This is a genomic window from Kitasatospora sp. NBC_01560 (genome assembly GCF_045208415.1).
GTDB lineage: Bacteria > Actinomycetota > Actinomycetes > Streptomycetales > Streptomycetaceae > Kitasatospora.
The window spans coordinates 1,946,631-1,973,136 of record NZ_CP109364.1; the positions used below are offsets into that span (position 1 = coordinate 1,946,631).

A 26,506-nucleotide genomic window follows, 5' to 3' on the forward strand; every position below is an offset into this window, starting at 1 on the left:
CGCTCCCACCGAGTCCCACCGAGTCCCACTCCCACCGAGTCCCCTGCCGAGGAAGCCCATGAGCGACAAGACCGAGATCCGCACCGACAACGCCCCCGCCCCGGCGTGGATGTTCTCCCAGGGCGTCCGCAAGGGCCCGATCCTCCAGGTCTCCGGCCAGGGCCCGCAGGACCCGGCCACCGGCGAGTACCTGCACCACGGCGACGTGAAGGCGCAGACCCGGCGGACGCTGGAGAACGTCAAGGCGATCGTGGAGGCCGGCGGCGCGACCGTCGAGGACGTCGTGATGTTCCGCGTCTACCTCACCAAGCGGTCCGACTTCCCGCTGATGAACGAGGTCTACGCCGCGTTCATCGACGAGAACATCAAGCCGGGCGGCGTGAAGCCCTGCCGCACCACGATCTTCGTGGAGCTGCCGCAGGAGCCGATGCTGGTCGAGATCGACGCGCAGGCCGTGATCGGCTGACCGACCGGTCCCCTGAGCGACCGGTCCCCGTCGACCGGTCCTGGCGGACCGGCCCGCGGGCCGGGCAGCCCGACGGCACCGAGGGCCCGGACGCGAACCGTCCGGGCCCTCCCGCGTCACCGCCCGTCCGGCGCGGCGCGGCCGGTCACCGCCCCGCGGCCACCGACTCACCGGCCGGCTCCCCGACCGGAGCCCCGCCCCGCGCCACGACCTTGCCGCCGCCGGCGGCGGCGTCACCAGCACCGCCGTCGGTCGTGGCGGTGACGCCCGAACGCCGGTCCAGCGCACCGGAGAAGAGCGCCACCCCGAGGGCGAGCGCGGCCATCAGCCCGCCCACCCAGTTGGGCGCGTCGTACCCGAGGCCGCCCGAGATGACCAGCCCGCCGATCCAGGCGGCGAGCGCGTTGCCCAGGTTGAACGCCGCGATGTTGGCCGCCGAGGCCAGCGTCGGCGCGCCCGAGGCCTGGTCCATCACCCGCTTCTGCAGCGGCGCGACGGTCGCGAAGCCGAACACCCCGATCAGCGGGATGGTGGCGATCGCCCCCGCCTTGCTGTGCGCGGCGAAGGTGAAGGCGAACAGCAGCACCGCCAGCACCGCGAGGATCACGTACAGGCTGCGCATCAGCGCGCGGTCGGCGAACCAGCCGCCGAGCAGGTTGCCGACGAAGAGGCCGACGCCGAACAGGAAGAGCAGCCAGGTGACGCTGGAGTCGGCGAAGCCGGCCAGCTCGGTCATCATCGGCGTGATGTAGGTGAACATCGCGAAGATGCCGCCCCAGCCGAGCACCGTCATGGTGAGCGCCAGCCAGATCTGCGGGCGGCGGAAGACGGCCAGTTCGGGGCCGAGCCGGGTGTCCTCGGCCCGCGCCCGGACCGGCACCAGCGCGGCGATCCCGGCGAAGCCGACGACGCCGAGCGCCGCGACCACGTAGAAGGTGGAACGCCAGCCGAAGTGCTGGCCGAGCAGGGTGCCCATCGGGACGCCGAGCACGTTGGCGGCGGTGAGCCCGGTGAACATCAGGGCGATGGCGCCGGCCCGCTTGTGCGGGGCGACCAGACCGGCGGCGACCACCGAACCGATGCCGAAGAAGGCACCGTGCGCGAAGGCCGCGAGTACCCGGCCGACGAGCAGCAGGCCGAAGGCGGGGGCGACGGCGGAGACCAGGTTGCCGGCGATGAACAGGCCCATCAGCATCAGCAGCATCCCCTTGCGGGGGATCCGGGTGCCCAGGACGGTGAGCAGGGGCCCGCCGACCACCACGCCGAGCGCGTAGCCGGAGATGAGCAGGCCGGCGGTGGGGATGGAGACCGAGAAGTCGCCGGCGACCTCGGGCAGCAGGCCCATGATCACGAACTCGGTGGTACCGATGCCGAAGGCACTGATCGCCAGCGCCAGGAGCGCGAGGGGCATGAGGGAACCGCTTTCCGGAGCGTACAGAGAATGTTGCGCGTGCAACTACCGAGGTCGACCATACGACCGATCGACAGATACTTGCAAGCGCGGACTATCTCCATGCGCAAATCACCGGACCCGGAAGCGCCGTCCGAGTGCCGCGCGAGCCCGCGTCACGCAGGCCCGCACCGCGCGGGCCCGCGACACGGGAGCCCGCGCACCCCGGGCCGCTTGCCCCAGCGGGGCGAAGTCATTAGGTTAGGCTCACCTAACTCACCGGAGGTCGCCATGAGCCCCAGCCCCACCGACGCCGAGGCGCCCGAACCCACCGCCGCCGAACGGGTCTGCAGCCTGCTCGGCGCCACCTCCTCGGTGGTGATCCGCGCCTGCGGCGAGTACCACGAACTCGACACCCCGGTCTCGGTGCACGGCTCCCGGCTGCGGCTCAGCGCCCCGCTCGACGCGCCGCTCACCCTCGCCGTGACGAGGGAACAGGACGGCCTCGCCGTCGTGCTGGACCTCACGGACATCGCGCCCGTCGCCGTCCGCGACCGGGTCCGCGGCCGCCTCACCCTGGCCGGGCGGCTGCACCTCGCCCACCTCGCCGACGACGGGCTCAGCGTGCACCTGCGCCTGCACGTCGCGCACGCCGTCCTCTCCACCCCGTACGGCACGACCGCGCTCACCGGCGCCGACATCTCGCTCGCGCGCCCCGACCCGCTCGCCCGCTACGAGGCCGGCCTGCTCACCCACCTCGCCGACGACCACCCGGACGCGCTCGCCGTGCTCACCCGGCTGCTCGACCCCGCCCTCCTCACCGGGCGGCCCGACGTCCGCCCGCTCGCGCTCGACCGGTACGGCCTGGTGCTGCGCCTGGACCACCCGCACGGCCACCGCGACGTCCGCCTGGTCTTCCCCGAACCGGCCGCGGACGCCGACGAGTTCGGCCACCGGGTGCACCAGCTGCTGACCGCCGCGCACCGCACGCTGCCCGCACACCGCGCCTGAATTCCCGGCCTGTCTGCCCTCCCCGCCGGAAACAAGACCGGAAACGGCACCGGAACCAACAGCGGAAAAGGGCACCGGAGCACCGGCGGAAACGACGGCGGCCGGCCCGGCCCGCGAATCGAAATTCGCGGGCCGGGCCGGCCTGGGCGTGTCCCGCGCCCGTGGTACCGCCGAAGGTGCGGCGATCATCCGGTCGAGCGGTCACCCGACATGACCATCCCGGAGATCGTTCGCCCCGCACCCGGCGGAAGTCCCGACCAGAGGTCAGATGGAGACGCCGTGCGCCCGCAGGTAGGCGATCGGGTCGATGTCCGAGCCGTACTCCGAGCCGGTGCGGATCTCGAAGTGCAGGTGCGGGCCGGTCACGTTGCCGGTCGCGCCGGAGAGGCCGATCTGCTGGCCGGCGGTGACGGTCTGACCGATCTTCACGCCGATCGAGGACAGGTGGGCGTACTCGGCGTACTTGCCGTCGGCCAGCTTGATCTCGACCTCGTTGCCGTAGGCGCCGCCGTTGCCGGCCTTCACCACGGTGCCGGCCGCGACGGCGCGCAGCGGGGTGCCGGTGGAGGCGACGAAGTCGGCACCGGTGTGGTGGCCGGAGGCCCACATCGAGCCGGCCACGCCGTAGGCGGTGCCGAGCTTCGGGTTGGCGACGGGGGCGACGTAGCCGGAGGTGCTGGCCACGGCGGCCGGGGCCGGGGTGGTGGCCGGCGCGGCGGGCTTCGCGGCGGGGGCGGCCGGCTTGACGGCCTGGACCGGCTTCGGGGCGGCGGGCTTGGGGGCCGGCTTCACCGAGTCGTGCGAGGCCTGCGGCTTCGCGGCGGGGGCGGCCGGCTTGGCGGCCTCGGCCGGAGCGGCGGTGCCCAGCGCGAGCTTCTGGCCCGGGTGGATCAGGTTCGGGTTGGCACCGACGACCGAGCGGTTGTGCTCGTACAGCGCCTGCCAGCCACCGTCGACGTTCTTGGCGGCGGCGATCTTCGACAGGGTGTCCCCGCCGACGACCTTGTAGCTCTGCTCGGCAGCGGCGGCGGCCGGGGCGGCGGTCTCGGCGGCCGGCTGCGCGGCGGCGGCCGGGGTGGCGTCGACGCTGGTGGCGCCGGTCCAGGTGCTGGTCTGCGCGGGCTTCGCGGCCGGGGCGGTGTGGGCCTGGGCGCTGATGGTGGTCACCAGCGGGAGGGCGAACGCGGCGCCGGTGACGGCGGTGGCGATACCGATGCGGGCGGCGCGGGGCAGGGCGATACGACGAGCCTGTGCGGGCATGGGGGTTTTCCTCTCCGACGCCTGCGAGGTGAGCTGTCGGGTTCGGGCTGGAGTTGCCCGGCCGCATAGGCGGCTTCACCCCAAGCCGGACCGTGAATTCCGGTCCGGCGACTTACCTTTGGGTCCCCCGCTCCTGCCGTACAGAGTTCGGTTCGTACCACCGGGCAGCGGCAGGACTAGGCGTTCCACCCGGTGGCCACCCGGGCCAATGCCGGGCGGTCGCTGAACTAAAACCCATCCGTCCGGGTGAAGCAATGTCGATCTCTTGAACCCGCAACAAAGGCCCGGAGCACCGTGACGCTCCGAATGATCGGCTGCACGGTATGTGCACAATCGATTCACCGCGCGCCACTGATCCACGACACTCCGCCGATTTCGGTTCCCGTCCGCATTCGGTCGCCTACGGAAAGCCATTCACCGACACACCCCCGGTGAGCCTTGTCACGTGGGCGCCCGGGGCGGACGATCGGGCCGTGGCCACCTCCGAGGCCGGCACCCTGCGGCTGAGCACCGCGCAGGGTCGCTGGGTACTACTGGCGACGGTGCTCGGTTCCAGCATGGCGCTGCTCGACGGCACCGTCGTGAACGTCGCCCTGCCGCGGATCGGCGCCGATCTCGGGGCCCAGCTCGCCGCCCTGCAGTGGACGCTGAACGCCTATCTGCTCACCCTGGCCGGGCTGATCCTGCTCGGCGGCGCGCTCGGCGACCGCTACGGACGGCGCCGGATCTTCCTGCTCGGCGTGGTCTGGTTCGCCGTCGCCTCCGCGGCCTGCGCCGCCGCGCCCACCATCGAGGTGCTGATCGCCTCCCGGGCCGTGCAGGGCATCGGCGGGGCGCTGCTCACACCCGGCTCGCTGGCGATGCTCCAGGCGGTCTTCCACCCTGACGACCGCTCGGCCGCGGTCGGCCTCTGGTCCGGCCTCGGCGGGGTGTCCGCCGCGGTCGGCCCGTTCGTCGGCGGCTGGCTGGTGGACGGTCCGGGCTGGCGGTGGATCTTCCTGCTGAACGTGCCGCTCGCCGCGCTGGTGGTCGCCGTCGCGTCCCGGCACGTGCCGGAGAGCCGGGACGAGAGCGCCACCGGCCGGTTCGACGTGCTGGGCGCCGCACTCGCCGCGCTCGCCCTCGGCGCGGTCACCTACGCACTGACGGCGGCCGGCGGCGGGCTCACCCCCGGGGTCTGGGTGTCGGGGGTGGCCGGGCTGCTGCTCGGCTGGGCCTTCGTCGAGGTCGAGCGCCGCTCCGCGGAGCCGATGCTGCCGCTCGGCCTCTTCTCCTCGCGCCTGTTCACCGCCGTCAACCTGGTCACCCTCTGCGTGTACGCGGCGTTCAGCGGCGTCTTCTTCCTGCTGGTCGTGCAGTTGCAGATCGTCGCGGGCTTCTCCCCGCTGCTGTCCGGGCTGGCGCTGGTGCCGATCACCGTGCTGATGCTGGCGCTCTCCGCCCGGGCCGGCCGGCTCGGCAAGCGGATCGGCCCGCGGCTGCCGCTCACCGTGGGCCCGCTGCTCTGCGCGGCCGGCGTGCTGCTGATGCTGCGGATCGGCCCCGGCGCCTCCTACTGGGTGGACGTGCTGCCGGCCGTCACCGTGATGGGCTGCGGGATGGTCCTGCTGGTCGCCCCGCTGACCGCCACCGTGCTGGCGGCGGTGGAGGTCCGGCACGCGGGCATCGCCAGCGGCGTCAACAACGCCGCCGCCCGCGCGGCCGGCCTGCTGGCGGTCGCCGCCCTGCCCGCACTGGCCGGGCTCAGCGGCGACGCCTACCAGGTGCCGGCCTCGGTGGACGCCGCGTTCCACACCGCGATGCTGATCTGTGCCGGGCTGCTCGTCACCGGCGGGCTGACGGCGGCGGCCACCGTCCGGGGCAACGTCCTGGCCCCCGAGGAACGCCCGGTGGCCGAGCCGGACTGCCGCTACGCGTGCGGCACCAACGCCCCGCCGCTGGACCCGGGCCACGTCGGCACCGGGCACCCCCCGGGAACGGGAGAGGGCCCCGCCACCGGAACGGCAGCGGGGCCCTCGACCGACTGACCCGACGTCAGAGGATGTCGCCCGGGGCGTACTTGGCGGCCTCCGGGTAGGCGGCCGCGACGGCCTCGACCCGGCGGACCACCTCGGCGACCTGCGCACCGGCCGCGCCGGTGAAGGAGAGCCGGTCGGCCAGCAGCGCGTCCAGCGCGGCCCGGTCCAGCGGGATCCGCTCGTCGGCGGCGAGCCGGTCCAGCAGCTCGTTCTCGCGGGCACCGGCCCGCATCGCCAGCGCCGAGGCGACGGCGTGCTCCTTGATGACCTCGTGGCCGGTCTCCCGGCCGACGCCCGCGCGCACCGCGCCCATCAGCACCTTGGTGGTGGCCAGGAACGGCAGGTAGCGGTCCAGCTCGGCCTCGACCACGGCGGGGAACGCGCCGAACTCGTCGAGCACCGTCAGGAAGGTCTCCAGCAGACCGTCGAAGGCGAAGAAGGCGTCCGGCAGCGCGACCCGGCGGACCACCGAGCAGGAGACGTCGCCCTCGTTCCACTGGTCGCCGCCCAGCTCGGCGGTCATCGACGCGTAACCGCGCAGGATGACGGCCAGGCCGTTGACGCGCTCGCACGAGCGGGTGTTCATCTTGTGCGGCATCGCGGAGGAGCCGACCTGGCCCTCCTTGAAGCCCTCGGTGACCAGCTCGTGGCCGGCCATCAGGCGGATGGTCTTGGCCAGGCTGGACGGCGCGGCGGAGAGCTGGACGAGGGCGGTCAGCACCTCGAAGTCCAGCGAGCGCGGGTAGACCTGGCCGACCGAGGTGAGCACGTTGTCGAAGCCGAGGTGACCGGCCACCCGGCGCTCCAGCTCGGCGAGCTTGTCGGTGTCGCCACCGAGCAGGTCCAGCATGTCCTGGGCGGTGCCGACCGGGCCCTTGATCCCGCGCAGCGGGTAGCGGGCGATCAGCTCCTCCAGGCGGCGGAAGGCGACCAGCAGCTCGTCCGCGACGGTCGCGAAGCGCTTGCCCAGCGTGGTGGCCTGCGCGGCCACGTTGTGCGAGCGGCCGGCCATGACCAGCTCGGCGTGCTCGGCGGAGAGCCGGCCCAGGCGCACCAGCACGGCGACGGTGCGGTCCCGCACGTGCTCCAGCGACTGGCGGATCTGCAGCTGCTCGACGTTCTCGGTCAAGTCCCGCGAGGTCATGCCCTTGTGGATCTGCTCGTGCCCGGCGAGCTCGCTGAACTCCTCGATCCGGGCCTTCACGTCGTGGCGGGTGACCCGCTCACGGGCGGCGATCGAGCCGAGGTCGACCTGGTCGATCACCCGCTCGTAGTCGGCGACGGCACCCGCGGGCACCTCGACGCCGAGGTCCTGCTGGGCCTTCAGGACGGCGAGCCACAGGTGGCGCTCAAGGACCACCTTGTGCTCGGGGGACCACAGCTGGGCCAGGGTCGCCGAGGCGTACCGGGAGGCCAGGACATTGGGGATCTGGGGCTTCGCGCTCACGCTTCGCAAGCCTAACAGCCGAGGTCAGCGGGAGCGGCGCCGACCTCCGCGGTCCGGCACGGGCGGGCGCTACCGGCCCGGAACCGCCCGGCCGGTCAGCACCGGCAGCACCTGGGCGCAGATCGAGTGCAGGGACACCCGCTGCTCGTCGGTCATCGCCCCGAAGGCCTCGTGGGTGCGGCCCATCTCGGCGCGGATCAGGGTGAGGATCTCCCGGCCCTGGTCGGTGATCACGACGATCTTCACCCGCCGGTCCCCGGCCGCCGCCTCGCGGTGGGCCAGCCCGAGGGACTCCAGCCGGTCGACGATCCCGGTCACGTTGGAGGCGTCGCAGCCGAGCCGCCCGGCCAGCGCCCGCATCGGCACCGGCTCCTGGACGGCGCCGAGCGCCTTGGCCTGCGAGGAGGACAGCCCGTGCCGGGCCGCGGCCGCCGCGAAGTCCTGGAAGTAGGCGGCGCCGACGGCGGCCAACGCCTCCATCAACTCACCGTTGGTCGGTACGGTCGTCGTCGCTGTCGAACCCATGGGACCAGGGTAAGGCGAAGTGCTTCAGCAACTCAAGCTTTGACCACGGCAAAGGTCCGTAGGTCAACCGCCCGGAACGCCGGATGCCGCACCGGCCACCCTACGGGGCGCAGCCCGGATCAGAGCACCAGCTGGTCGAAGAGCCGCCGGAGCTCCGTCTCCGGGTCGGCCGTCAGACCGGTGTGCACCGGCCCCGGCTGGACCACCGCGCTGCGCGGCGCCGTCAGCCAGCGGAACCGCTGCCCGGGGCTGTCCCCCGCCGCCGGGCCGGCCGCCGGCCCGCCTGCGCAGACCGCCTCGATCCCGTGCAGCGCCCGCCGCACCCCGGCGACGTCCACCACCGGGTCCAGCGCCAGCAGCCGGGACTGGTCCAGGTGGGTGCGCGCGGCCAGGTGGGCGCTCTGCCGGCAGTAGAGCAGCACGCCGACGTTGACGAACTCGCCGCGCTCCACCCGGGGCACCGCCCGGATCACGGCGTACTCGTAGTCGTGCAGCTCGGCGGGGGCCGCCGGGGCCTGCGGCACGGGCTCGGTCATGCGGGCACCTCCGGCAGCCAGTCACGCGGACCGGCCAGTCGCGCGGTCAGTAGCTCGCGGTACGCGGCGCGCACCGCCCCGGGCGAGTCGAAGCCCGGCTCGTCCTCCAGCCAGACGTCCGGGATCTGGGCCACCGCACCCTCGATCGCGGCCTCCGCGAGCGGGGCGAGCGTCTTGTCGGCCGCCGCGAGGTCCGGTTCGGCGCCCAGCAGCGCGTGGCCGGCCGCGTCGTACGGGCGGCGGGCCCAGGCCGCCGCGCCGGCCCAGTGGTGGTGGAAGATCAGGCTGGCGCCGTGGTCGATCAGCCGCAGGCCGCCGGTGGCGACCAGCAGGTTGGGGTTGCGCCAGGAGCGGTCCACGTTGCCGATCAGCGCGTCGAACCAGAGCACCTGACCGGCCAGTTCGGCGTCCACCTCGAAGCAGAGCGGGTCGAAGTTGAGCGCGCCGCTGACGAAGGCCATGCCCAGGTTGCGGCCACCGCTGGCCCGCATCTGGTCCTGGATCTGCGGATCCGGCTCGCTGCGCGCCAGCACCGGGTCCAGGTCGACCGTCACCAGCTCGGGCACCGGCAGGCCGAGCCGGCGGCCGAGTTCGCCCGCCAGCACCTCCGCGACCAGCGCCTTGCGGCCCTGTGCCGCGCCGACCCATTTCAGCGCGTACAGCCGCCGGTCGTCGGCCTCGACCAGGCCCGGCATCGAGCCGCCTTCTCGCAGTGGGGTCACGTAGCGGACCGCCGTCACCTCGGTGAGCACAGCCGACAGCCTATCGGGCAGGTGTGCGCCCCGGCCCCGCACTCCACCGGTGCGGTGCCGGCCCCCTCCCGCACCGCACCGCCGCTCCCCCGCCCCCTTCCTCCCTCCCCTTCCTCCCTGTCCTCCCTGTCCTCCCTGTCCTCCCCACACCCTTCCCCCCCGGCGCTCCCGCCCCCCTGCGCACCTCCACCGCGCCGCCGTCACACCCCCGCAGAACCCGTCTGCGCCATCCGCGCCGCCCCGGTGGCAGGCCGTGCTGCGCCGTGCGAGTGTGGCGGGCAGTAGTGACCTCGGACCCTGCGCGGTACGACCTGCACTGTGAGGATGAGCGATGGAACGACCTCGGATCCTGATCGTGGGCGGCGGCTTCGCCGGACTGGAGTGCGCTCGCCGCCTCGAACGCAAGCTCTCGCCCTCGGAGGCGGAGATCTCGCTGGTCACGCCGTTCAGCTATCAGCTCTATCTGCCACTGCTCCCGCACGTGGCGGCCGGGGTGCTCACACCGCAGTCGGTCGCGGTCTCGCTGCGCCGGACGCTGCGCCGCACCCACATCGTCCCGGGCGGCGCGATCGGCGTGGACCCGCGCTCCAAGGTCTGCGTGGTCCGCAAGATCACCGACGAGGTGGTGGCGCAGAAGTACGACTACCTGGTCCTCGCCCCCGGCAGCGTCACCCGCACCTTCGACATCCCTGGCCTGACCGACTACGCGCGCGGCATGAAGACGCTCGCCGAGGCGACGTACGTCCGCGACCACGTGATCGCCCAACTCGACCTCGCCTCCGCCACCCTGGACCAGAAGGAGCGCGAGTCCCGGCTCCAGTTCGTGGTGGTCGGCGGCGGCTACGCGGGTACCGAGACGGCGGCCTGCCTACAGCGCCTGACCACGGCGGCCGCCCAGCGCTACCCGCGGCTGGACGCCCGGCAGATCAAGTGGCACCTGATCGACATCGCCCCGAAGCTGATGCCCGAGCTCGGCGACGCCCTCGGCACCGCCGCGCTGGAGGTGCTGCGCGAGCGCGGCATCGAGGTCTCGCTCGGCGTCTCGGTGGCCGAAGTCGGCGCCGAGACTGTCAAGTTCACCGACGGCCGGGTGCTCCCCTGCCGCACCCTGATCTGGACGGCCGGCGTCGCGGCCAGCCCGCTGATCGGCACCCTGGACGCCGAGACCGTCCGCGGCCGGATCGCGGTGACCGCCGAGATGCGGGTGCCGCAGTTCGAGGGCGTCTTCGCCCTCGGCGACGCGGCCGCGGTGCCGGACCTCGCCAAGGGCGACGGCGCGGTCTGCCCGCCGACCGCCCAGCACTCCGCCCGCCAGGGCCGCGCGGTGGCCGGCAACGTGATCGCCGCCCTGCGCAGCCAGCCCCTGGAGCCCTACTACCACAAGGACCTGGGCCTGGTGGTGGACCTCGGCGGCAAGGACGCCGTCTCCAAGCCGATCGGCATCGAACTGCGCGGCGTCCCGGCCCAGCTGGTGGCGCGCGGCTACCACCTGATGGCGATGCGCACCAACGTCGCCAAGTTCCGGGTCGGCGCCAACTGGCTGCTCAACGCGGCCGCCGGCGACGACTTCGTCCGGACGGGTTTCCTCGCCCGCCAGCCCGCCCGGCTGCGCGACTTCGAGTACACCGACGCCTATCTGACGAAGGATCAGGTACGGGCGCACGCCCAGGCCCTGCTGGCCAAGGGCTGACGGCACCGGGCCCGCCGCGCGGGCGCGGCACGAGACAGAACGACCGGTGCCCCTGCCGATCCCGGCAGGGGCACCGGCCCGTCCCCGGCCGCTACTTCGCGGTCAGGTACATCCCGCTCGCGTCCTTCCCCGCGGTGTTGCGGCACGCGTAGTTTCCGCTGGGCCGCGCGTACAGCAGGGTGAGGCACTGCCCGAGGGCCTGCTGCCCGTAGTAGTTCGGGTGCATCGACTCCTGGATGACGCCCTGCGAGGAGCTGAGCCCGCCGTCGACGAAGCGCGCCCACTCGCTGGTGGTGGCGGACGGCGCGGTGGTCGACGTCGCCTGGCGGGCGGCCTTGGCGCACACCTCGCGGCCCTGCAGCATGTCGGCGAGGTCGAGGAACTGCGCGCCCTTCGCGGCGGCGACCCCCGCCAGCGCCCGGGAGATCTGCGGGACGAGCGAGTCCCGCGCCCAGTCGGCGTCCGCGTTCCAGAACGGGCAGCCGCCGGTGTCGGAGCGGCTCCAGCCGCTCTCGGGGTAGCGCATCTCGGCGCTGCGCGGGATCGGCGAGGGGTAGGACTGCAGCACGACCCGGTAGTCGCCCGTCCGGTAGCCGGCGGTCGACATCACCGTGCGGATCTCGTCCAGCGCCTTGCCCACGCCGGCCATCGCGGCCGACATCCGGGAGTCGATCGCGGACTGCTGGTCGTCGTTGCAGTAGGAGTACCAGACCAGGTAGTCCGAGACGCAGGTGGTGATCACGTCGGAGAAGCCGAGGTCGTTGCCGCCGATCGACAGGGTGATCAGCTTGACGTTGTACTGGCTCGCCACCGTGGCGAGCTGGTCGGCCTGCGGCGCCTCGCCCTTGAACGACTGGCCGCCGTTGGCGGCGCGGTAGACGTTGGCGGCGACGGCGCCGGAGCAGGCCAGGTTGATCTGGGCCTGCGCCACTGTGGGCGCGCTGCGGACCTCGGCCACGTCGGAGCGGTCGCACCCGCTCGCCGCGGTCGCGCCGTACACCCGGCTCGGGTCGTACGCGCTGCCGGTCCAGGCCCGGTCGGTGCCGGCCCGGTTGCCGCTGGTGACAACGGCGTTGCCCTTCCAGCGGCCGGCCTCGCCGGAGATGTAGCTGTCGCCGAGCGTGACGCTGGCGGTCGTCCCCGTACCGGCCGCGGCCCGGGCGGGCGCGGCCGCGACGGCGAGCAGGCCGGCCGCGCCGAGCGGGAGGGTGAGCCCGGCGGCGAGCAGCCGGCGGGCGAGGCGGGTCAGCCGGGGGGCGCGGGTGGTGCGGGTGGTTCTGCGAGTGATGCTCGAACAGTTTTCGGGCACGGCGGAACTCCTGCGGTCGGTCTCGCCCGCTGTGAGGAGGCGGGGAGACGCGGAGGTGAGGGTGGGCCGCCGGCCGGTGGCGCGATGAAGATGACATGCCCGCGCTTGTTACCGCTAGGTATCTGCACCAGGTTTCTCGCTGTGTTACCGGTCGGTTCAGATCGGTCGCGAGACGGCACCGTCCGTTCCCAGGACGGCCGCCAGATCGTCGGCCAGCCGTCGCGCCCCGGCCGGGTCCAGCTCCGTGACGGTGATCCGCAGGCCCGGCGGGGACTGCAGCCGGAACCGCGAGCCGGGCGCCGCCACCCAGCCGCGCTGCACCAGCATGGCCAGAACGGTGGTCTCGTCCGGCACCGGCACCCAGACGTTGAGCCCGCTCGCACCGTGCGCCTCGATGCCGTGGGCGGCCAGTGCCTGCAGCAGCGCCTCCCGCTTCGCGCGGTAGGCGGCCGCCACCCGCGGGGCCGGCGCCGCGTCGGTGCGCCACAGCTCCGCGACGGTGGCCTGGAGCAGGTGGCTCACCCAGCCGGCCCCGAGCCGCTGGCGCCCGAGCACCCGCGCGACGGTCTCCGGATCCCCCACCGCCACCGACAGCCGCAGGTCCGGCCCGTACGCCTTGGCCGCCGACCGGACCACCGCCCAGTGCTGCGAACCGGCACCGGCCAGCGACTCGTAGGGCTGGTCGACGATGCCGTGGCCGTGGTCGTCCTCGATCAGCAGCACCGCCGGGTGGCGGGCCAGGACGGTGCGCAGCTCCCGCGCCCGGTCGGCGGTCAGCACGGCGCCGGTCGGGTTCTGCGCCCGGTTGGTGACGACCACCGCGCGGGCGCCGTCCGCGAGGGCGTCGGCGAACGCCCCGGGCAGCGGGCCGTCGTCGTCGAGCCGGAAGGGCACGGCGCGCAGGCCGAGCGCCGGCAGCAGGTCCAGCAGGCTGCCCCAGCCCGGGTCCTCGACGGCCACGGCGTCACCGGGGCGCAGCCGGGTGACGAGGATCCGCTCGATGGTGTCGAGCGAGCCGGAGGCGATGGCGATCGGCCCGGCGGGCAGGCCGTCGGCGCGGAAGCCCTCCGCGGCCAGGGCGAGCAGTCCGGGGTCGGCGGAGGGGCGGCCGTAGCGGACGGGGTCGCGGCGGGCGGCCCCGGCGGCCGCGGCCAGGGCGGGGGTGAGGTCGGGCAGCTGGGCCGGGTCGGGGTTGCCGTGGGAGAGGTCGCGGGCGTGCGGCGGGACGGGCATCCGGATCTGGTCGCGCGGTGCGGTGGCGGGCCGCGGGCGGATCCGGCTGCCCTTGCGGCCGGCGGTCTCGATGACGCCCCGGTCGCGGAGCAGCCGGTAGGCGGCGGCCACGGTGTTGGGGTTGACGCCGAGTTCGGCGGCCAGGTCGCGCAGCGGGGGCAGTGGGGTGCCCGGCGCGAGCCGTCCGGTACTGACGCCCTGCTCGACGTCGGCCGCGATATCGCTGGCGCGCCGACCCTTGATCGGATAGTCTCCTAGCACAAAACAGATTATGCACTAGTACATAGAGGTTGTCATGTCAGGCAGCGCCGCGTCCTACTCCCGCACCCCGCGCACCACCCCGACCCGCTACAAGGACCGGGCGACCTGGGAGCAGGACGCCATCCACGCCGTGCTGGACAGCACCTACCTCTGCCACCTCGGCTTCGTCGCCGACGGCGCCCCGGTGGTGCTGCCGACCATCTACGCCCGTGTCGGCGACCGCCTCTACCTTCACGGCTCCACCGGCAGCCGACCGCTGCGCGGCGCCAAGGGCGACCAGGGCCTTCCGGTCTGCGTCACCGTCACCCTGGTCGACGGCCTGGTGCTGACCAAGTCCGCCTTCAACCACTCGGTCAACTTCCGCTCGGTGGTCGCCCACGGCACCGCCCACCAGGTGACCGACCCCGAGGAGCTGTCGGTCGCGCTGGACGCACTGGTCGACCAGACCGTCCCGGGCCGCTCCGCGGAGGTCCGCCCCGCCAACGCCAAGGAGCTGGCCGCCACCGCCGTCGTCCGGCTGGTCCTGGACGAGGTCTCCGCGAAGACCCGGGCCGACGGCGCCGACGACGACGAGGCCGACCTCGGCCTCCCGTACTGGGCCGGCGTCGTACCGGTGTCCACGGTGTACGGCACGCCCGAGCCGCACACCTCCACCACCGTGCCGCTCCCCGCGCACCTGCGCGACTTCACCGGCTGAGCGGGCCCGACGATGCTGATCAGATCCTGGGACCGGGGCGACGAGGCCGAGTGGCGGGCCTGGCTCGCCGAGGGCCGCGACTTCGGCCTGCTCGCCGCCAACGGCAGCCCCGGGGAGAGCCCGGTGCTCGTCCCCACGCACTTCCTGCTGGACGCGGAGGCGGGCGAGATCCTGCTCCACCTCGCCGCGCCCAACCCGCTGCTGGCCGCCGTCCGCGCCGACCCGTCGGTCACCCTGGCGGTGACCGACGACTACGCCTTCGCCCCGGGCCACTGGCGCGGCGAGCCGGGCACGCCCACCAGCTTCTACGCCTCGGTGCAGTTCGTCTGCACGGCCGAGATCGTGGCGGACGCGGCCGGCAAGGCGGAGATCCTCAACCGGCAGCTGGGGCACTTCCAGCCCGAGACGCCGCAGGTCCGGGTCGTGCCCGGCGACGGCCCGTTCGGCCGGCTGCTCCCCGGTCTGCGCGGCCTGCGGCTGACCGTCCGCGAGGTCCGGGCCAAGTTCAAGTACGACGACAAGAAGCCCGCCGCCGAGCAGTACGCCCTCGCGGACCGGCTGGCGGAACGCGGGCAGGGCCTGGACGAGGGCGTACGCACGCAACTGCTCCGGCGTAACGCGCGGCGCACGGGGTAGCAGGGCTGACGCAGAGTCACCCGATCGGCCTGATTTCGGGCGAAGCCGGACAGGTGCTGATCGAATGTGACGCGAACCCTGCCCATGCGGCTGTGCCGACGGGCCTGTCCACTCGGGGAGCGTACGTGTCCACCACCCAGACCCATCCCGCCTCCGGCGAGGCCCACCTGGGGCACGTCGTCTTCATCTCCGCCGCGGCCGCGATGGGCGGTTTCCTGTTCGGCTACGACAGCGCGGTGATCAACGGCGCGGTGACCGGGATCCAGAAGCACTTCGGGGTCGGCAACGGCGAGACGGCCTTCGTGGTGGCCATCGCCCTGCTCGGCTCGGCAGCCGGCGCGGTGGCCGCCGGCCGGCTCGCCGACCACCTGGGGCGGGTCCGCACCATGCTGCTGGCCGCCGGGCTGTTCGCGATCAGCGGCGTCGGCTCGATGTTCCCGCCGAGCATCCAGGTGCTGGCCACCTGGCGGGTGGTCGGCGGTGTCGCGATCGGGATCGCCTCGGTGATCGCCCCGACCTACATCGCCGAGGTCGCACCGACCGCCTACCGCGGCCGGCTCGCCTCCTTCCAGCAGCTGGCCATCGTGCTCGGCATCACCGTCTCGCAGCTCGCCAACTGGGCGCTCAACCAGGCCGCCGGCGGCGAGTCCACCGGCCACCTCGGCGGCATCCAGGCCTGGCAGTGGATGCTCGGCGTGGAGACGGTGCCGGCACTGGTCTACGGGCTGATGGCGCTGGCCATCCCGGAGTCCCCGCGCTACCTGATCGCCGACCACCGCGAGGAGCAGGCCCGCAAGGTGCTGCTGGAGGTGGAGGGCGAGGGGGTGGACCTCGACGCCCGGGTCGCCGAGATCCGTTCCGTGCTGGAGTCCGCGCACAAGCCGCGGCTCAAGGACCTGCTGGGCGGCCGGTTCGGGCTGCTGCCGATCGTCTGGGTCGGTATCGGCGCCTCGGTGTTCCAGCAGTTCGTCGGCATCAACGTGATCTTCTACTACTCCTCCTTCCTCTGGCAGTCCGTCGGCATCAACGAGGCCAACTCGCTGCTGATCAGCCTCTCCACCTCGATCGTCAACGTGGTCGGCACGGTGGTCGCGATGGCCCTGGTCGACCGGATCGGCCGCAAGCCGCTCGCGCTGGCCGGCTCGGCCGGCATGGCACTGGCCCTGTCCACCGCCGCCTGGGCGTTCTCCTTCCGGCAGGGCACCGGCGACACCGCCACCCTGGACGACACCTACGCCACCGTCGCCCTGGTCGCCGCGCACGTCTTCGTGTTCTGCTTCGCCTTCTCCTGGGGCGTGGTGGTCTGGGTCCTGCTCGGCGAGATGTTCCCCAACCGGATCCGGGCGCTCGCCCTGTCCGTCGCCGCCTCGGCCCAGTGGCTCGCCAACTGGGCGATCACCGTCAGCTTCCCCGACCTCGCCGACTGGAACCTGTCGGCGACGTACGTGATCTACGCGGCCTTCGCGCTGCTCTCCATCCCCTTCGTGGCCTTCTGCATCAAGGAGACCAAGGGCCGCGCCCTGGAGGAGATGGGCTGAGCCCGCGTCCGCGGCACCGCCGTCCACGCCGCCGCGCGCGGCCCGTCCCCCCGAGAGGAAGCCATGCCCGAGCACGGCGGCTCCCGGCAGAACGTCACCTTCCCGGGCAACGGCCGCGAGGCCCACGGCTACCTGGCCCGGCCGCCGCAGGGCGTCGGCCCCGGCCTGGTGGTGGTCCAGGAGTGGTGGGGCCTCACCTCGCACGTCGCGGCCGTGGCCGACCGCTTCGCCGCCGAGGGCTTCACGGTGCTCGCACCGGACCTCTTCGGCGGCGCGACCACCCACGACGCCGCCGAGGCCGCCCGGCTCAAGCGCGAACTCCCGGTCGAACGGGCCGTGGTGGACCTGCGCGGCGCGGTGGACTTCCTGCTCGGGCTGGACGGTGTGGTCGGCGACGCGGTCGGCGTGGCCGGGTTCTGCATGGGCGGCGGCTTCGCCCTGCTGCTGGCCGCGGCCGAGGGCGACCGGGTGGCCGCCGTTGTGCCGTTCTACGGGCTGCCGCCCGACCCGGAGTTCGACTACCGGGGCCTGACCGCCCACGTCCTCGGCCACTTCGGCGAGCACGACCGCTCGATCCCGATGACCGCCGTGGACGAGGCGGCGATCCGGATCGGTGAGGCCACCGACATCCGCCCCGAGATCCACTTCTACCCGGCCGGGCACGCCTTCATGAACGACGAGAACCGGCTCGGCGGCTACGACCCGCTCCAGGCCCGGATCGCCTGGCGGCGCACGCTGAGCTTCCTCTGGGGCCACCTCGGCTGACGCCACCGCCCGTCCGACAATCGGATGGACACGGACGACCGGCCCGGCCATAGTCACGGAGTGCAGAGCCAACCCCCACCCACGAGCCCGGCCCCGCTCCCCGGCCCTCCGCAGCCGCCGTCCCGCCCCGTGCCCGCCCGCGGGCGCCGCTTCCCCTGGGCCGGCCGCAACTTCCGCATCCAGACCGCCGCCACCGTGATCAGCGGCCTCGGCAACTCCGGCGCGCCGATCGCCACCGCCTTCGCCGTCCTGGCGAGCGGCGGCTCCGCCGCCGAGGTCGGCTACGTCACCGCCGCCCGGCTGGTGCCGGTCGTCCTGCTGCTGATGGTCGGCGGCGCCCTGGCCGACCGCCTGCCGCGCCACCACGTCATGGTCGCCGCCAACCTGTTCAGCGCCGTCTCGCAGGCCGTCCTGGCGGTCCTGGTGCTGAACGGCCACGTCCGGCTCTGGGAGCTGATGCTGCTCGCCGCGGCGGGCGGCGCCGGGCACGCCTTCTACGCCCCCGCCTCCGAGGGCATGATCATGCAGAGCGTGGCCGCGGAGCACGCCGGGCGGGCGTTCTCGGTCTTCCGGCTGGCGCTCAACTCCGCCCAGATCGGCGGCATGGCGCTCGGCGGCGCGCTCACCGCCGCCGTGGGCCCCGGCTGGGTGCTGGCGCTGGACGCCGGCTGCTTCCTGCTCGCGGCCTCGCTGCGGTTCTTCCTGGAGGCCGAGGCGGCGGCCGACGCCGAACCCGGCGGCGGCATGCTGCGCGACCTGCGCGAGGGCTGGCAGGAGTTCGCCTCCCGCCGCTGGCTCTGGGTGATCGTGCTCCAGTTCGCCGTCCTGATGGCCTGCATCACCGCCGTCGACGCGGTGTACGGGCCGGTCGTCGCCGAGCAGCGGCTCGGCGGGGCGCGCGACTGGGGCCTGGCCCTGGCCGCCCACGGCCTCGGCCTGGTGGTGACCGGCCTGCTGATGGTCCGCTGGCAGCCGCGCCGGATCCTGCTGGTCGGCAACTGGGGCGTCTTCCTCTTCGGCGTGCCCGCCCTCGCGCTCGCGGTCGCCGCACCGCTGCCCGTCCTGGTCCTGGCGATGTTCCTCTCCGGCGCCGGGGTGACCGTCTTCGGCGTCAACTGGATGATCGCGCTGCAACAGGAGATCCCGGCCGCGATGTTCTCCCGGGTCTCCGCCTACGACCACCTGGGCTCGCTCTCGCTCTCCCCGGTCGGCACCGCCCTGGCCGGACCGGCCGCGACCGCACTCGGCCTCTCCGGCGCACTCTGGGCGTGCACGGCGCTCTGCCTGCTGCTGAGCGCCGTCGTCCTGCTGGAGCCGCAGGTCCGGCGGCTCTCCCGGCGCACCGTCGCCGAGGCGTCGCCCCGCCCCGCCGAACCCGTCGGCACCTCCTGACGCGCCGGAGTGCGCCCCCGCGTGCGCCCTCCGGTGGGCAACCACCGGGGGGCGCCGCTCGTCCGACCAGGTGACGACGGAGCCACACCCGGAGGGCGCTCGATGCCGAAGCCACTGCTGTTCCTGGACGTCGACGGCGTGCTCAACCCGGTCTGCCCGGAGCCGGACGCCGGCTTCGACGCGCACACCCTGCTCGGCTACACCGTCCTGCTCTCCGCCCGGCACGGCGCCTGGCTGCGCGAGCTGGCCGGCAGCTACGAGCTGGTCTGGGCCACCACCTGGGAGGAGCAGGCCAACGCCCACATCGCCCCGGCGATCGGCCTGCCCGAGCTGCCCGTGGTCCGCTTCACCGGGTACGTCCCGCAGCCCGGCGATCCGCGCGTCCCGCTGATGGAGCTCTTCTCGGCCGCCAAGTGGGCCCCGTTGCTGCGCCACGCCGGTGGCCGGCCGTTCGCCTGGATCGACGACGTCATCCCCGGCCGGCTCGTCCGCAACGCGCTCTGGCGCCGCGACCGCGTCCTGCTCCCGATCGACCCGGCCCGGGGCCTGGAGCGGCGGCACGTCGACCGGCTGCTCGCCCGCCCGCCGCGCGCACTCGCCGTCCGGAGGCCGTTCAGCCGGTGGGCAGCCAGCTGACGTGCCCGGCCAGCAGCGCGTACCCGACGAACGCCACCGTGTCGATCAGCGCGTGCGCCACCACCAGCGGCATCACCCGCCCCCACCGCCGGTAGAGCAGGCAGAACACCGCGCCCATCACCATGTTGCCGATCAGCCCGCCGACCCCCTGGTACAGGTGGTACGAGCCGCGCAGCACCGAGCTCGCCACCAGCGCGGCCGGCCACGACCACCCCAACTGGCCCAGCCGGCGCAGCAGGTAGCCGAGGACGACGACCTCCTCCAGGATCGCGTTCTGCCACGCCGAGGCGAGCAGCACCGGGATCCGCCACCAGACGTCCGGCAGCCCGGACGGTGCCACCGTCAGGTTGTAGCCGGCCGCCTGCGAGAGCAGGTAGAGCGCCAGGCCGGACCCGCCGATCGCGGCGGCGACGGCGGCGCCGCGACCGAGGTCGCGCAGCTTCTGCCCGAGGTCGAAGCCGAGCACCCGCAGCGAGGCGCCCTCGCGGACCAGCAGGTAGCCGACCAGGGCGACGGGCATCAGGCCGCGCGCGATGTAGTAGAGCTGCCAGGCGAGGTCCAGCCAGGGCCGGCCGGGGGCGCGCGAGGAGTTCAGGGTCGCGACCTGCTGGCCGAGCTTCAGCGTCTCGGTGAGTGAGCCGGTGAAGCTGATCAGCGCGCCGATGCCGCTGGCCCCGAGGGAGAGGCCGAGGACGATCAGGAGCTCCACGCCGAGCAGCCGGCGCGTCGGCTCCGCGGTCTCCGGGTCGGTCGGTGCGGTGGTCACGGCGTGCTCCAGCGGTCCGGCATCGCTCCGGCCGTCGGCCGACCGCCGGAGCGGTCATCCTTCCACAGCGGGCGGCTACCCGACCGGCCAGGTGTGCACGGGTTCCCCGCCGCGCATGTACTCGATGTAGCGCCGGGTCATCGCGGCCAGCGCGGCCGGCCGGTCCATCCCGTACTGCTCGCGCAGCCGGTGGAAGGTCGCGCTCTGCCAGGAGGCCCCGTTGACCCGGCGCAGGCAGCGCTGCTCGATGATGCCGAGGTAGCGGTCCCGGTCGGCGGGCTCCACGCCCCACTCGTCCAGCCCCTGGTGCGCGAGCGGCAGCAGTTCGCCCAGCACCAGGTCCACGGCGGGGACGGTGACCGTGCCGCTGCCGCGCCCGGCCCGGCCCGACCGCGGCCACTGGAACACCGCGTCCAGGCCGTACCGGGCCGCCTGGCGGAAGTTCTCGTCGGCGCGCTCGAACGGCAGCCTGGTCCAGATCGGCCTGGGCTGCTCGGCCAGGACCCGCACCAGGCCGTAGTAGAAGGCCGCGTTGGCCAGCGTGTCGGCCACCGTCGGCCCGGCCGGCAGTGCCCGGTTCTCCACCCGCAGGTGCGGCACGCCTCCGCTGACGTCGTACACCGGGCGGTTCCACCGGTAGATGGTGCCGTTGTGCAGGCGCATCTCGGCGAGCCGCGGCACGCCGCCGGAGGCCAGCACCTTGACCGGGTCCTCGTCGTCGCAGATCGGCAGCAGTGCCGGGAAGTACCGCAGGTTCTCCTCGAACAGGTCGTAGGCCGAGTCCACCCAGCGCTCGCCGAACCAGGTGATCGGGCGCACGCCCTGGGCCTTGAGCTCCGCCGAACGGGTGTCGCAGGCCTGCTGGAAGAGCACCGGCCTGGTCTCCCGCCAGAGCTCGCGGCCGAACAGGAACGGCGAGTTGGCACCGAGCGCGAGCTGCGGGCCGCAGATCGCCTGGGCGGCGTTCCAGACCGAGGAGAACCGCTCGGGAGTGACCTGCAGGTGCAGTTGCAGGGAGGTCGCGGCGGCCTCGGCGACCATGGTGATCGACTCCAGCTGGAGGCGCTCGACACCCTCGATGTCCAGCGTGATGTCCTCGCCGCGGGCGGCCAGGATCTGGTCGCTGAGCAGGCTGTAGCGCTGGTTGAGCGACATCGCGTCCAGCCCGGTGTGGTCGTTCTCCAGGGTCGGCAGGATTCCCACCATGACGATCCGCGCGCCGGCCTCGGCCGCCCGCCGGTCGGCGTAGCGCAGCCCGGTGTCGATCTCCTCGCGCAGCTCCTCGAAGACGTGGCCGCAGAGCCGGTGCGGGGCGATGTTGACCTCGATGTTGAACTGGCCCAGCTCGGTCTGGAAGTCACTGGAGCCGATCGCGCTGAGCACCTGGGCGTTGCGCATCACCGGCAGGCCCTGCTCGTCGGCCAGGTTGAGCTCGATCTCCAGGCCCATCACCGCCCGCGGCCGGTCGAACCGGTCCTCCCGCAGCATCCGACCGAGCGCGTCGAGACAGGACTGGAGCTTGCGGCGGTAGAGCTGCCGGTCCGACAGGTCCGCCCGCGTCGCCACGACCTTCTCGCCCATGATCCCCTCCTCCTGAGCCGCCCGGCCGAGCGACCGTGCAAGCATCATGCCCACCCCGAAGATCGATACCCGATTGCTTCTAACGGCTTGCAATGTAAGGAAACTGATGGTCTTTCAGCACATCCCTCGACTTGCCCGACGCCACGGCCTGTGATAAACAGGTCACCCTGTGCACCTGTTCGATAGAATTCGCACTGCGCCCAGGCCGGGCCGCTGCCGCTCCGAAACCCTCGTCGACGGCAGCGACCGCACCCGCACCGCGATCCTGCACAACCGGACACGGCCAGGTCACGTCACCGACGACACACCGCGCCATGCCGGTATGCCGCACTCGCACGCCGATCTCGCACGGAGAGGCGACCCCGCCATGACTCTGCAGACCCCCCAGCCCCCGCCCAGTGCCCTGCGCGCGGTGCTCACCGCGCTCGACTCGGAGGACGCGCTGCGCCAGCCCGGCGCCGCAGCGCTGCGCCACCGGGCCGGACCGCTGCTCCCCGCACACCCGCTCGCGGTCCACGTCCTCGACGGGCCGCGCCCCGAACTCACCGCCGCCCGGCGGACGGGCTGGCGCTTCCTGATCAAGGACGGTACCGAGGTGGCCGCCGCGGCCGAGGTGGTGCAGGGCGTCGAGGGCCACGCCTTCTCCCACTTCACCGCCGGGCCCTACCTGGACTCCACCGTCCGGGCGCTGCGCCAGGCCTGGCAGCTCGCCCAGACCTCGCGCTCCCGGCAGCAGCCCCGGCTGCTCACCTTCCCGGGCCAGTACGCCACGGCGCTGTGGCTGCACACCCCGGACGCCGGCCCCGGCGCGGACCAGCTGATCCCGCTCGCGCCGGCCCCGCTCGGGGTCACCGCGCACCGCGCCTACCCGGCCGTCGACCTGCTGCCGGTACTGGCCCGGGCGCCGCTGGCCCGCCCACTGCTGCTCGGCTCCTCCTGAACTCCGCGCCCACCGGGCTCCGCCGTCACCACCGAAACGCCCGCCCCACCCGGACGGGCCATCGGGCATGGCCGAAACGGGTCAGCCGTCCGATGGCCCGTCCGGGCGCGTTCTGCCGCCCTTGCCACCTGAACGGGTGATCTCTGCCCGTAGGTTGTGGCGCATGTCACGAAATCGCTGCGCGAGCGCCCCAGGATGCCGACACTGGGAACCAGCGTGGAAGGACCCCCTGTCCTACCCACTTGAGCGCTGGTCTACACCTGGCCCGGCGCCGGACAGGATCCGACTACCGCGGCGGCTCCCGAGGGTCATCCGAACGGCGCCGCATCACGGGGAGGATCGCAGAGCGAAGCGAGGGTACGTATGTGCCAGCACCGTCCTGAGTGCCCGTCGGCCGAGTCCGAGGACCGCGAGGCCGCCGAACCGGTGGCCTGCCACCCGGAGCAGGGCTGGAGCCTGCTCTGCAACGGCGTCCTGCTCTTCGAGGACACCGGCGAACTGCTGCCCGACGGCCGGGTGATCGCCCCGCGCCGCCCCGTCGCCCACGCGGCCTGACCGGCGGCCGGCGGGGGGCAGCCGTCGGCACCGGGCACCACCGGACACACACGTACGGGCAGGGCCCCGGCGGAGGATTCCGCCGGGGCCCTGCCCTGTGCTCTCCGCTGCTCCCCCGGGCCGGTGGGCCGGCCGGGCGCGCAGCCGTACGTCAGACGCCGTACTCGTCCAGCGGCGGGCAGGAGCAGACCAGGTTGCGGTCGCCGTACGCGCCGTCGATCCGGCTGACCGGCGGCCAGTACTTGTCCGACGGGTTCACGCCCGCGGGGAAGACCGCCTCCTGCCGCGAGTAGCCGTGCGCCCAGTCGCCGGCCAGCGTGGCGGCGGTGTGCGGGGCGTTGCGCAGCGGGTTGTCCTCGGCCTCCCACTCGCCCGAGCCGACCTTGTCGATCTCGGCGCGGATCTCGATCATCGCGTCGCAGAAGCGGTCGATCTCGTGCAGGTCCTCGGACTCGGTCGGCTCGATCATCAGGGTGCCGGCCACCGGGAACGACATCGTCGGCGCGTGGAACCCGTAGTCGATCAGGCGCTTGGCGATGTCGTCCACCGACACGCCCGTGTCCTTGGTCAGCGGGCGCAGGTCGATGATGCACTCGTGCGCGACCAGGCCGCCGGGGCCGGTGTAGAGCACCGGGAAGTGCGGGGCCAGGCGCTTGGCGATGTAGTTGGCGTTCAGCACCGCCACCTGGGTGGCGCGCTTGAGGCCCTCGCCGCCCATCAGCCGGACGTACGCCCAGGAGATCGGCAGGATCGCGGCCGAGCCCCACGGCGCGGCCGAGATCGGGCCGACGCCGGTGGCCGGGCCCGCCTCGGCCTGCAGCGGGTGGTTCGGCAGGTACGGCGCGAGGTGCGCGCGCACCGCGACCGGGCCGACGCCCGGGCCGCCGCCGCCGTGCGGGATGCAGAAGGTCTTGTGCAGGTTCAGGTGCGAGACGTCCGCGCCGAACTTGCCCGGCTTGGCGAGGCCGACCAGGGCGTTCAGGTTGGCACCGTCCACGTACACCTGGCCGCCGGCCTCGTGCACGGCCGCGCAGATGTCGGTGATCTCGGTCTCGTACACGCCGTGGGTGGACGGGTAGGTGACCATCAGCACCGAGAGCTGGTCGCGGTGCTGCGCGATCTTGGCCTTGAGGTCGGCCACGTCCACGTCGCCGTCGACCAGGGTCTTCACCACGACCACCCGCATGCCGGCCATCACGGCGGAGGCCGCGTTGGTGCCGTGCGCGGAGGACGGGATCAGGCAGACATCGCGCTGGGTGTCGCCGTTGGCGTGGTGGTAGGCGCGGACCGCCAGCAGACCGGCCAGCTCGCCCTGCGAGCCGGCGTTCGGCTGGATCGAGACGGCGTCGTAGCCGGTCACCTCGACCAGCTGGCGCTCCAGCTCACGGATCAGGGTGAGGAAGCCCTGCGCCTGGTCGATCGGCGCGAACGGGTGCAGCTGGCCGAACTCCGGCCAGGTCACCGGCTCCATCTCGGTGGTCGCGTTGAGCTTCATGGTGCAGGAGCCCAGCGGGATCATGCCGCGGTCCAGCGCGTAGTCGCGGTCCGACAGGCGGCGCAGGTAGCGCAGCATGGCGGTCTCCGAGCGGTGGCTGTGGAAGACCGGGTGGGTCAGGTACTCGTCCTCGCGCAGCAGCGCGGCCGGCAGCGCGTCGGCGCTCTCGGCGACCTCGACGCCCTCGACGCCGAACGCGGCCCAGACGCCGGCCAGGTGCTCACGGGTGGTGGTCTCGTCGGTGGAGACCGAGATCCGGTCCTCGCCGTCCTGGAAGACGTTGATGCCGTGGGCGCGGGCGGCCTCGGCGATCGCGGCGGCGCGGCCGGGGACGACCGCGGTGACGGTGTCGAAGAACTCGCCGTGCAGCAGCTCCACGCCGCCGGCGCGCAGGCCCTCGGCGAGGGCGGCGGCGTAGCGGTGGGTGCGGCGGGCGATGTCGGCCAGGCCGTCCGGGCCGTGGTAGACGGCGTACATCGACGCCATCACGGCCAGCAGCACCTGGGCGGTGCAGATGTTGCTGGTGGCCTTCTCGCGGCGGATGTGCTGCTCGCGGGTCTGCAGCGCCAGGCGGTAGGCGCGGTTGCCGTCGGCGTCGACGGAGACGCCGACCAGGCGGCCGGGCAGCGAGCGGGCGTACTCGGCGCGGACGGAGAGGTAGCCGGCGTGCGGGCCGCCGAAGCCCATCGGAACGCCGAAGCGCTGCGAGGTGCCGCAGGCGATGTCGGCGCCGAGCGAGCCCGGGGACTTCAGCAGGGTCAGCGCCAGCAGGTCGGCGGCGACGGCGACGATCGCGCCGAGGCCGTGGGCCTCCTCGATGACGGCGGTGAGGTCGCGGACCACACCGGTGGCGCCCGGGTACTGGAGCAGCACACCGAAGACGCCGCGCTCGGCGATCTCGGCCGGGATGCCGTCGGAGAGGTCGGCGACGACGACCTCGACACCGGTCGGGACCGCGCGGGTGTTGATCACCGCGACGGTCTGCGGCAGGGTCTCGGCGTCGACCAGGAAGACACCGCCCTTGACCTTGGTCACCCGGCGGGCCAGGGCCATCGCCTCGGCGGCCGCGGTGCTCTCGTCGAGCAGCGAGGAGCCGGAGGTGGGCAGGCCGGTCAGGTCGGAGACCAGGGTCTGGAAGTTGAGGAGCGCCTCCAGGCGGCCCTGCGAGATCTCCGGCTGGTACGGCGTGTAGGCCGTGTACCAGGCCGGGTTCTCCAGGACGTTGCGCAGGATCACCGGCGGGGTGAAGGTGCCGTAGTAGCCCAGGCCGATCATCGGCTGGAGCACCTGGTTGCGGCCGGCCAGCTCGCGCAGCTCGGCCAGCACCTGCGCCTCGCTGCGGCCGCCGGGGAGGTCGAGGCCGGTGATGGAGCGGATCGCCTCGGGCACCGCGGTGGCGGCGAGCTCGTCCAGCGAGCCGTAGCCGATGTGCGCCAGCATCTTGTCCTGCGCGGCGGCGTCGGGGCCGATGTGGCGGTTCTCGAAGGGGCTGGCCAGCTCAAGCTCGGTGAGGGTCGGGTTGCCGCTGGGGCGTCCCGCGTTCGACTGGGCGTTCATGGTGGTCGAGGCCTCCTGGTCACGGACCGGCGGGGGTACGCACGCCGGGC

At 73.5% G+C, this 26,506-nt stretch carries 23 protein-coding genes and 1 riboswitch; of the genes, 12 read left to right on the top strand and 11 right to left on the bottom strand.

Going from position 1 to position 26,506, the window contains the following annotated elements:
• Positions 1–58 precede the first annotated feature (58 nt).
• Positions 59–466: a RidA family protein gene (locus OH807_RS08010; protein WP_406195678.1), complete on the top strand. Its 408-nt coding sequence runs from the start codon at positions 59–61 to the stop codon at positions 464–466.
• Positions 467–611: 145 nt separating this feature from the next.
• Here OH807_RS08010 and OH807_RS08015 read toward each other — a convergent pair whose 3' ends face one another.
• Positions 612–1,877 (bottom strand): MFS transporter, encoded by a 1,266-nt coding sequence (locus OH807_RS08015; RefSeq protein ID WP_406195682.1) that lies wholly within the window; start codon positions 1,875–1,877, stop codon positions 612–614.
• Positions 1,878–2,147: 270 nt separating this feature from the next.
• Here OH807_RS08015 and OH807_RS08020 point away from each other — a divergent pair, with 270 nt between their 5' ends.
• A complete protein-coding gene (locus OH807_RS08020; protein ID WP_406195684.1) occupies positions 2,148–2,867 on the top strand; it encodes a DUF2470 domain-containing protein in 720 nt (239 codons plus the stop codon).
• A 264-nt stretch (positions 2,868–3,131) separates the two neighbouring features.
• Here the strand turns inward: OH807_RS08020 and OH807_RS08025 are convergent, their stop codons facing one another.
• Positions 3,132–4,127, bottom strand: coding sequence for a peptidoglycan DD-metalloendopeptidase family protein (locus tag OH807_RS08025; protein ID WP_406195686.1), 996 nt, complete (start codon positions 4,125–4,127; stop codon positions 3,132–3,134).
• 5 nt (positions 4,128–4,132) lie between these two features.
• Positions 4,133–4,290: riboswitch (cyclic di-AMP (ydaO/yuaA leader) on the bottom strand.
• 310 nt (positions 4,291–4,600) lie between these two features.
• Between OH807_RS08025 and OH807_RS08030 the strand changes: the two genes are divergently transcribed.
• Positions 4,601–6,154 (top strand): MFS transporter, encoded by a 1,554-nt coding sequence (locus tag OH807_RS08030; protein WP_406195688.1) that lies wholly within the window; start codon positions 4,601–4,603, stop codon positions 6,152–6,154.
• 7 nt (positions 6,155–6,161) lie between these two features.
• Here the strand turns inward: OH807_RS08030 and purB are convergent, their stop codons facing one another.
• From purB to OH807_RS08050, 4 genes are all read right to left on the bottom strand, one after another.
• Positions 6,162–7,592, bottom strand: a complete 1,431-nt coding sequence (gene purB / locus OH807_RS08035; RefSeq protein WP_406195690.1) for an adenylosuccinate lyase — start codon at positions 7,590–7,592, stop codon at positions 6,162–6,164.
• Between the two features lie 69 nt (positions 7,593–7,661).
• Complete coding sequence (locus OH807_RS08040) at positions 7,662–8,117, bottom strand: MarR family winged helix-turn-helix transcriptional regulator (protein ID WP_406195693.1); 456 nt, start codon at positions 8,115–8,117, stop codon at positions 7,662–7,664.
• A gap of 119 nt (positions 8,118–8,236) precedes the next feature.
• Positions 8,237–8,653, bottom strand: coding sequence for a DUF3037 domain-containing protein (locus OH807_RS08045; RefSeq protein ID WP_406195696.1), 417 nt, complete (start codon positions 8,651–8,653; stop codon positions 8,237–8,239).
• Complete coding sequence (locus tag OH807_RS08050; protein WP_406195698.1) at positions 8,650–9,405, bottom strand: HipA family kinase; 756 nt, start codon at positions 9,403–9,405, stop codon at positions 8,650–8,652. The genes OH807_RS08045 and OH807_RS08050 overlap by 4 nt, the downstream gene beginning before the upstream one ends.
• Positions 9,406–9,736: 331 nt before the next feature.
• Here OH807_RS08050 and OH807_RS08055 point away from each other — a divergent pair, with 331 nt between their 5' ends.
• Complete coding sequence (locus OH807_RS08055) at positions 9,737–11,095, top strand: NAD(P)/FAD-dependent oxidoreductase (RefSeq protein ID WP_406195701.1); 1,359 nt, start codon at positions 9,737–9,739, stop codon at positions 11,093–11,095.
• 91 nt (positions 11,096–11,186) lie between these two features.
• On the opposite strand, the gene OH807_RS08060 is transcribed toward OH807_RS08055, so the two are convergent.
• Complete coding sequence (locus OH807_RS08060; RefSeq protein ID WP_406195703.1) at positions 11,187–12,404, bottom strand: GDSL-type esterase/lipase family protein; 1,218 nt, start codon at positions 12,402–12,404, stop codon at positions 11,187–11,189.
• 156 nt (positions 12,405–12,560) lie between these two features.
• Positions 12,561–13,898, bottom strand: a complete 1,338-nt coding sequence (locus OH807_RS08065) for an aminotransferase class I/II-fold pyridoxal phosphate-dependent enzyme (protein ID WP_406195705.1) — start codon at positions 13,896–13,898, stop codon at positions 12,561–12,563.
• A gap of 34 nt (positions 13,899–13,932) precedes the next feature.
• Between OH807_RS08065 and OH807_RS08070 the strand changes: the two genes are divergently transcribed.
• The 6 genes from OH807_RS08070 to OH807_RS08095 all read left to right on the top strand — a co-directional run bounded on the left by OH807_RS08070 (position 13,933) and on the right by OH807_RS08095 (position 19,562).
• Complete coding sequence (locus OH807_RS08070; RefSeq protein ID WP_406195708.1) at positions 13,933–14,595, top strand: pyridoxamine 5'-phosphate oxidase family protein; 663 nt, start codon at positions 13,933–13,935, stop codon at positions 14,593–14,595.
• Positions 14,596–14,607: 12 nt separating this feature from the next.
• The gene (locus tag OH807_RS08075) at positions 14,608–15,231 is read left to right on the top strand and encodes an FMN-binding negative transcriptional regulator (protein WP_406195710.1); all 624 of its coding nucleotides are present in this window, start codon (positions 14,608–14,610) and stop codon (positions 15,229–15,231) included.
• Between the two features lie 125 nt (positions 15,232–15,356).
• Positions 15,357–16,769 (top strand): sugar porter family MFS transporter, encoded by a 1,413-nt coding sequence (locus tag OH807_RS08080; protein ID WP_406195712.1) that lies wholly within the window; start codon positions 15,357–15,359, stop codon positions 16,767–16,769.
• Between the two features lie 63 nt (positions 16,770–16,832).
• The gene (locus tag OH807_RS08085; RefSeq protein ID WP_406195714.1) at positions 16,833–17,534 is read left to right on the top strand and encodes a dienelactone hydrolase family protein; all 702 of its coding nucleotides are present in this window, start codon (positions 16,833–16,835) and stop codon (positions 17,532–17,534) included.
• 129 nt (positions 17,535–17,663) lie between these two features.
• Positions 17,664–18,926, top strand: coding sequence for an MFS transporter (locus OH807_RS08090; protein ID WP_406195716.1), 1,263 nt, complete (start codon positions 17,664–17,666; stop codon positions 18,924–18,926).
• Positions 18,927–19,028: 102 nt separating this feature from the next.
• The gene (locus tag OH807_RS08095; protein ID WP_406195718.1) at positions 19,029–19,562 is read left to right on the top strand and encodes an HAD domain-containing protein; all 534 of its coding nucleotides are present in this window, start codon (positions 19,029–19,031) and stop codon (positions 19,560–19,562) included.
• On the opposite strand, the gene OH807_RS08100 is transcribed toward OH807_RS08095, so the two are convergent.
• Both OH807_RS08100 and OH807_RS08105 read right to left on the bottom strand, forming a co-directional pair.
• Entirely contained in the window at positions 19,540–20,328 is a 789-nt protein-coding gene (locus OH807_RS08100; RefSeq protein WP_406195720.1) for a CPBP family intramembrane glutamic endopeptidase, read from the bottom strand. The two genes, OH807_RS08095 and OH807_RS08100, sit on opposite strands and share 23 nt — an antisense overlap.
• A gap of 75 nt (positions 20,329–20,403) precedes the next feature.
• Positions 20,404–21,909 (bottom strand): glutamate--cysteine ligase, encoded by a 1,506-nt coding sequence (locus tag OH807_RS08105; RefSeq protein WP_406195722.1) that lies wholly within the window; start codon positions 21,907–21,909, stop codon positions 20,404–20,406.
• Positions 21,910–22,276: 367 nt separating this feature from the next.
• On the opposite strand from OH807_RS08105, the gene OH807_RS08110 reads away from it, so the two are divergent.
• Entirely contained in the window at positions 22,277–22,849 is a 573-nt protein-coding gene (locus OH807_RS08110; protein WP_406195724.1) for a hypothetical protein, read from the top strand.
• 363 nt (positions 22,850–23,212) lie between these two features.
• Positions 23,213–23,404, top strand: a complete 192-nt coding sequence (locus OH807_RS08115) for a DUF5999 family protein (RefSeq protein WP_360185144.1) — start codon at positions 23,213–23,215, stop codon at positions 23,402–23,404.
• Between the two features lie 151 nt (positions 23,405–23,555).
• Here the strand turns inward: OH807_RS08115 and gcvP are convergent, their stop codons facing one another.
• Positions 23,556–26,456 carry an aminomethyl-transferring glycine dehydrogenase gene (gene gcvP / locus OH807_RS08120; protein WP_406195726.1) on the bottom strand — a complete coding sequence of 967 codons (2,901 nt, stop codon included), beginning with the start codon at positions 26,454–26,456 and terminating at the stop codon, positions 23,556–23,558.
• Positions 26,457–26,506 lie beyond the last annotated feature (50 nt).

Coding starts and splice junctions, on each gene's coding strand:
- OH807_RS08085 (WP_406195714.1), top strand. CDS start 16,833: ATGCCCGAGCACGGCGGCTCCCGGCAGAACGTCACCTTCCCGGGCAAC.
- gcvP (WP_406195726.1), bottom strand. CDS start 26,456: ATGAACGCCCAGTCGAACGCGGGACGCCCCAGCGGCAACCCGACCCTC.
- OH807_RS08070 (WP_406195708.1), top strand. CDS start 13,933: ATGTCAGGCAGCGCCGCGTCCTACTCCCGCACCCCGCGCACCACCCCG.
- OH807_RS08075 (WP_406195710.1), top strand. CDS start 14,608: ATGCTGATCAGATCCTGGGACCGGGGCGACGAGGCCGAGTGGCGGGCC.
- OH807_RS08010 (WP_406195678.1), top strand. CDS start 59: ATGAGCGACAAGACCGAGATCCGCACCGACAACGCCCCCGCCCCGGCG.
- OH807_RS08115 (WP_360185144.1), top strand. CDS start 23,213: ATGTGCCAGCACCGTCCTGAGTGCCCGTCGGCCGAGTCCGAGGACCGC.
- OH807_RS08105 (WP_406195722.1), bottom strand. CDS start 21,909: ATGGGCGAGAAGGTCGTGGCGACGCGGGCGGACCTGTCGGACCGGCAG.
- OH807_RS08020 (WP_406195684.1), top strand. CDS start 2,148: ATGAGCCCCAGCCCCACCGACGCCGAGGCGCCCGAACCCACCGCCGCC.
- OH807_RS08095 (WP_406195718.1), top strand. CDS start 19,029: ATGCCGAAGCCACTGCTGTTCCTGGACGTCGACGGCGTGCTCAACCCG.
- OH807_RS08045 (WP_406195696.1), bottom strand. CDS start 8,653: ATGACCGAGCCCGTGCCGCAGGCCCCGGCGGCCCCCGCCGAGCTGCAC.
- OH807_RS08025 (WP_406195686.1), bottom strand. CDS start 4,127: ATGCCCGCACAGGCTCGTCGTATCGCCCTGCCCCGCGCCGCCCGCATC.
- OH807_RS08015 (WP_406195682.1), bottom strand. CDS start 1,877: ATGCCCCTCGCGCTCCTGGCGCTGGCGATCAGTGCCTTCGGCATCGGT.
- OH807_RS08055 (WP_406195701.1), top strand. CDS start 9,737: ATGGAACGACCTCGGATCCTGATCGTGGGCGGCGGCTTCGCCGGACTG.
- OH807_RS08110 (WP_406195724.1), top strand. CDS start 22,277: ATGACTCTGCAGACCCCCCAGCCCCCGCCCAGTGCCCTGCGCGCGGTG.
- OH807_RS08040 (WP_406195693.1), bottom strand. CDS start 8,117: ATGGGTTCGACAGCGACGACGACCGTACCGACCAACGGTGAGTTGATG.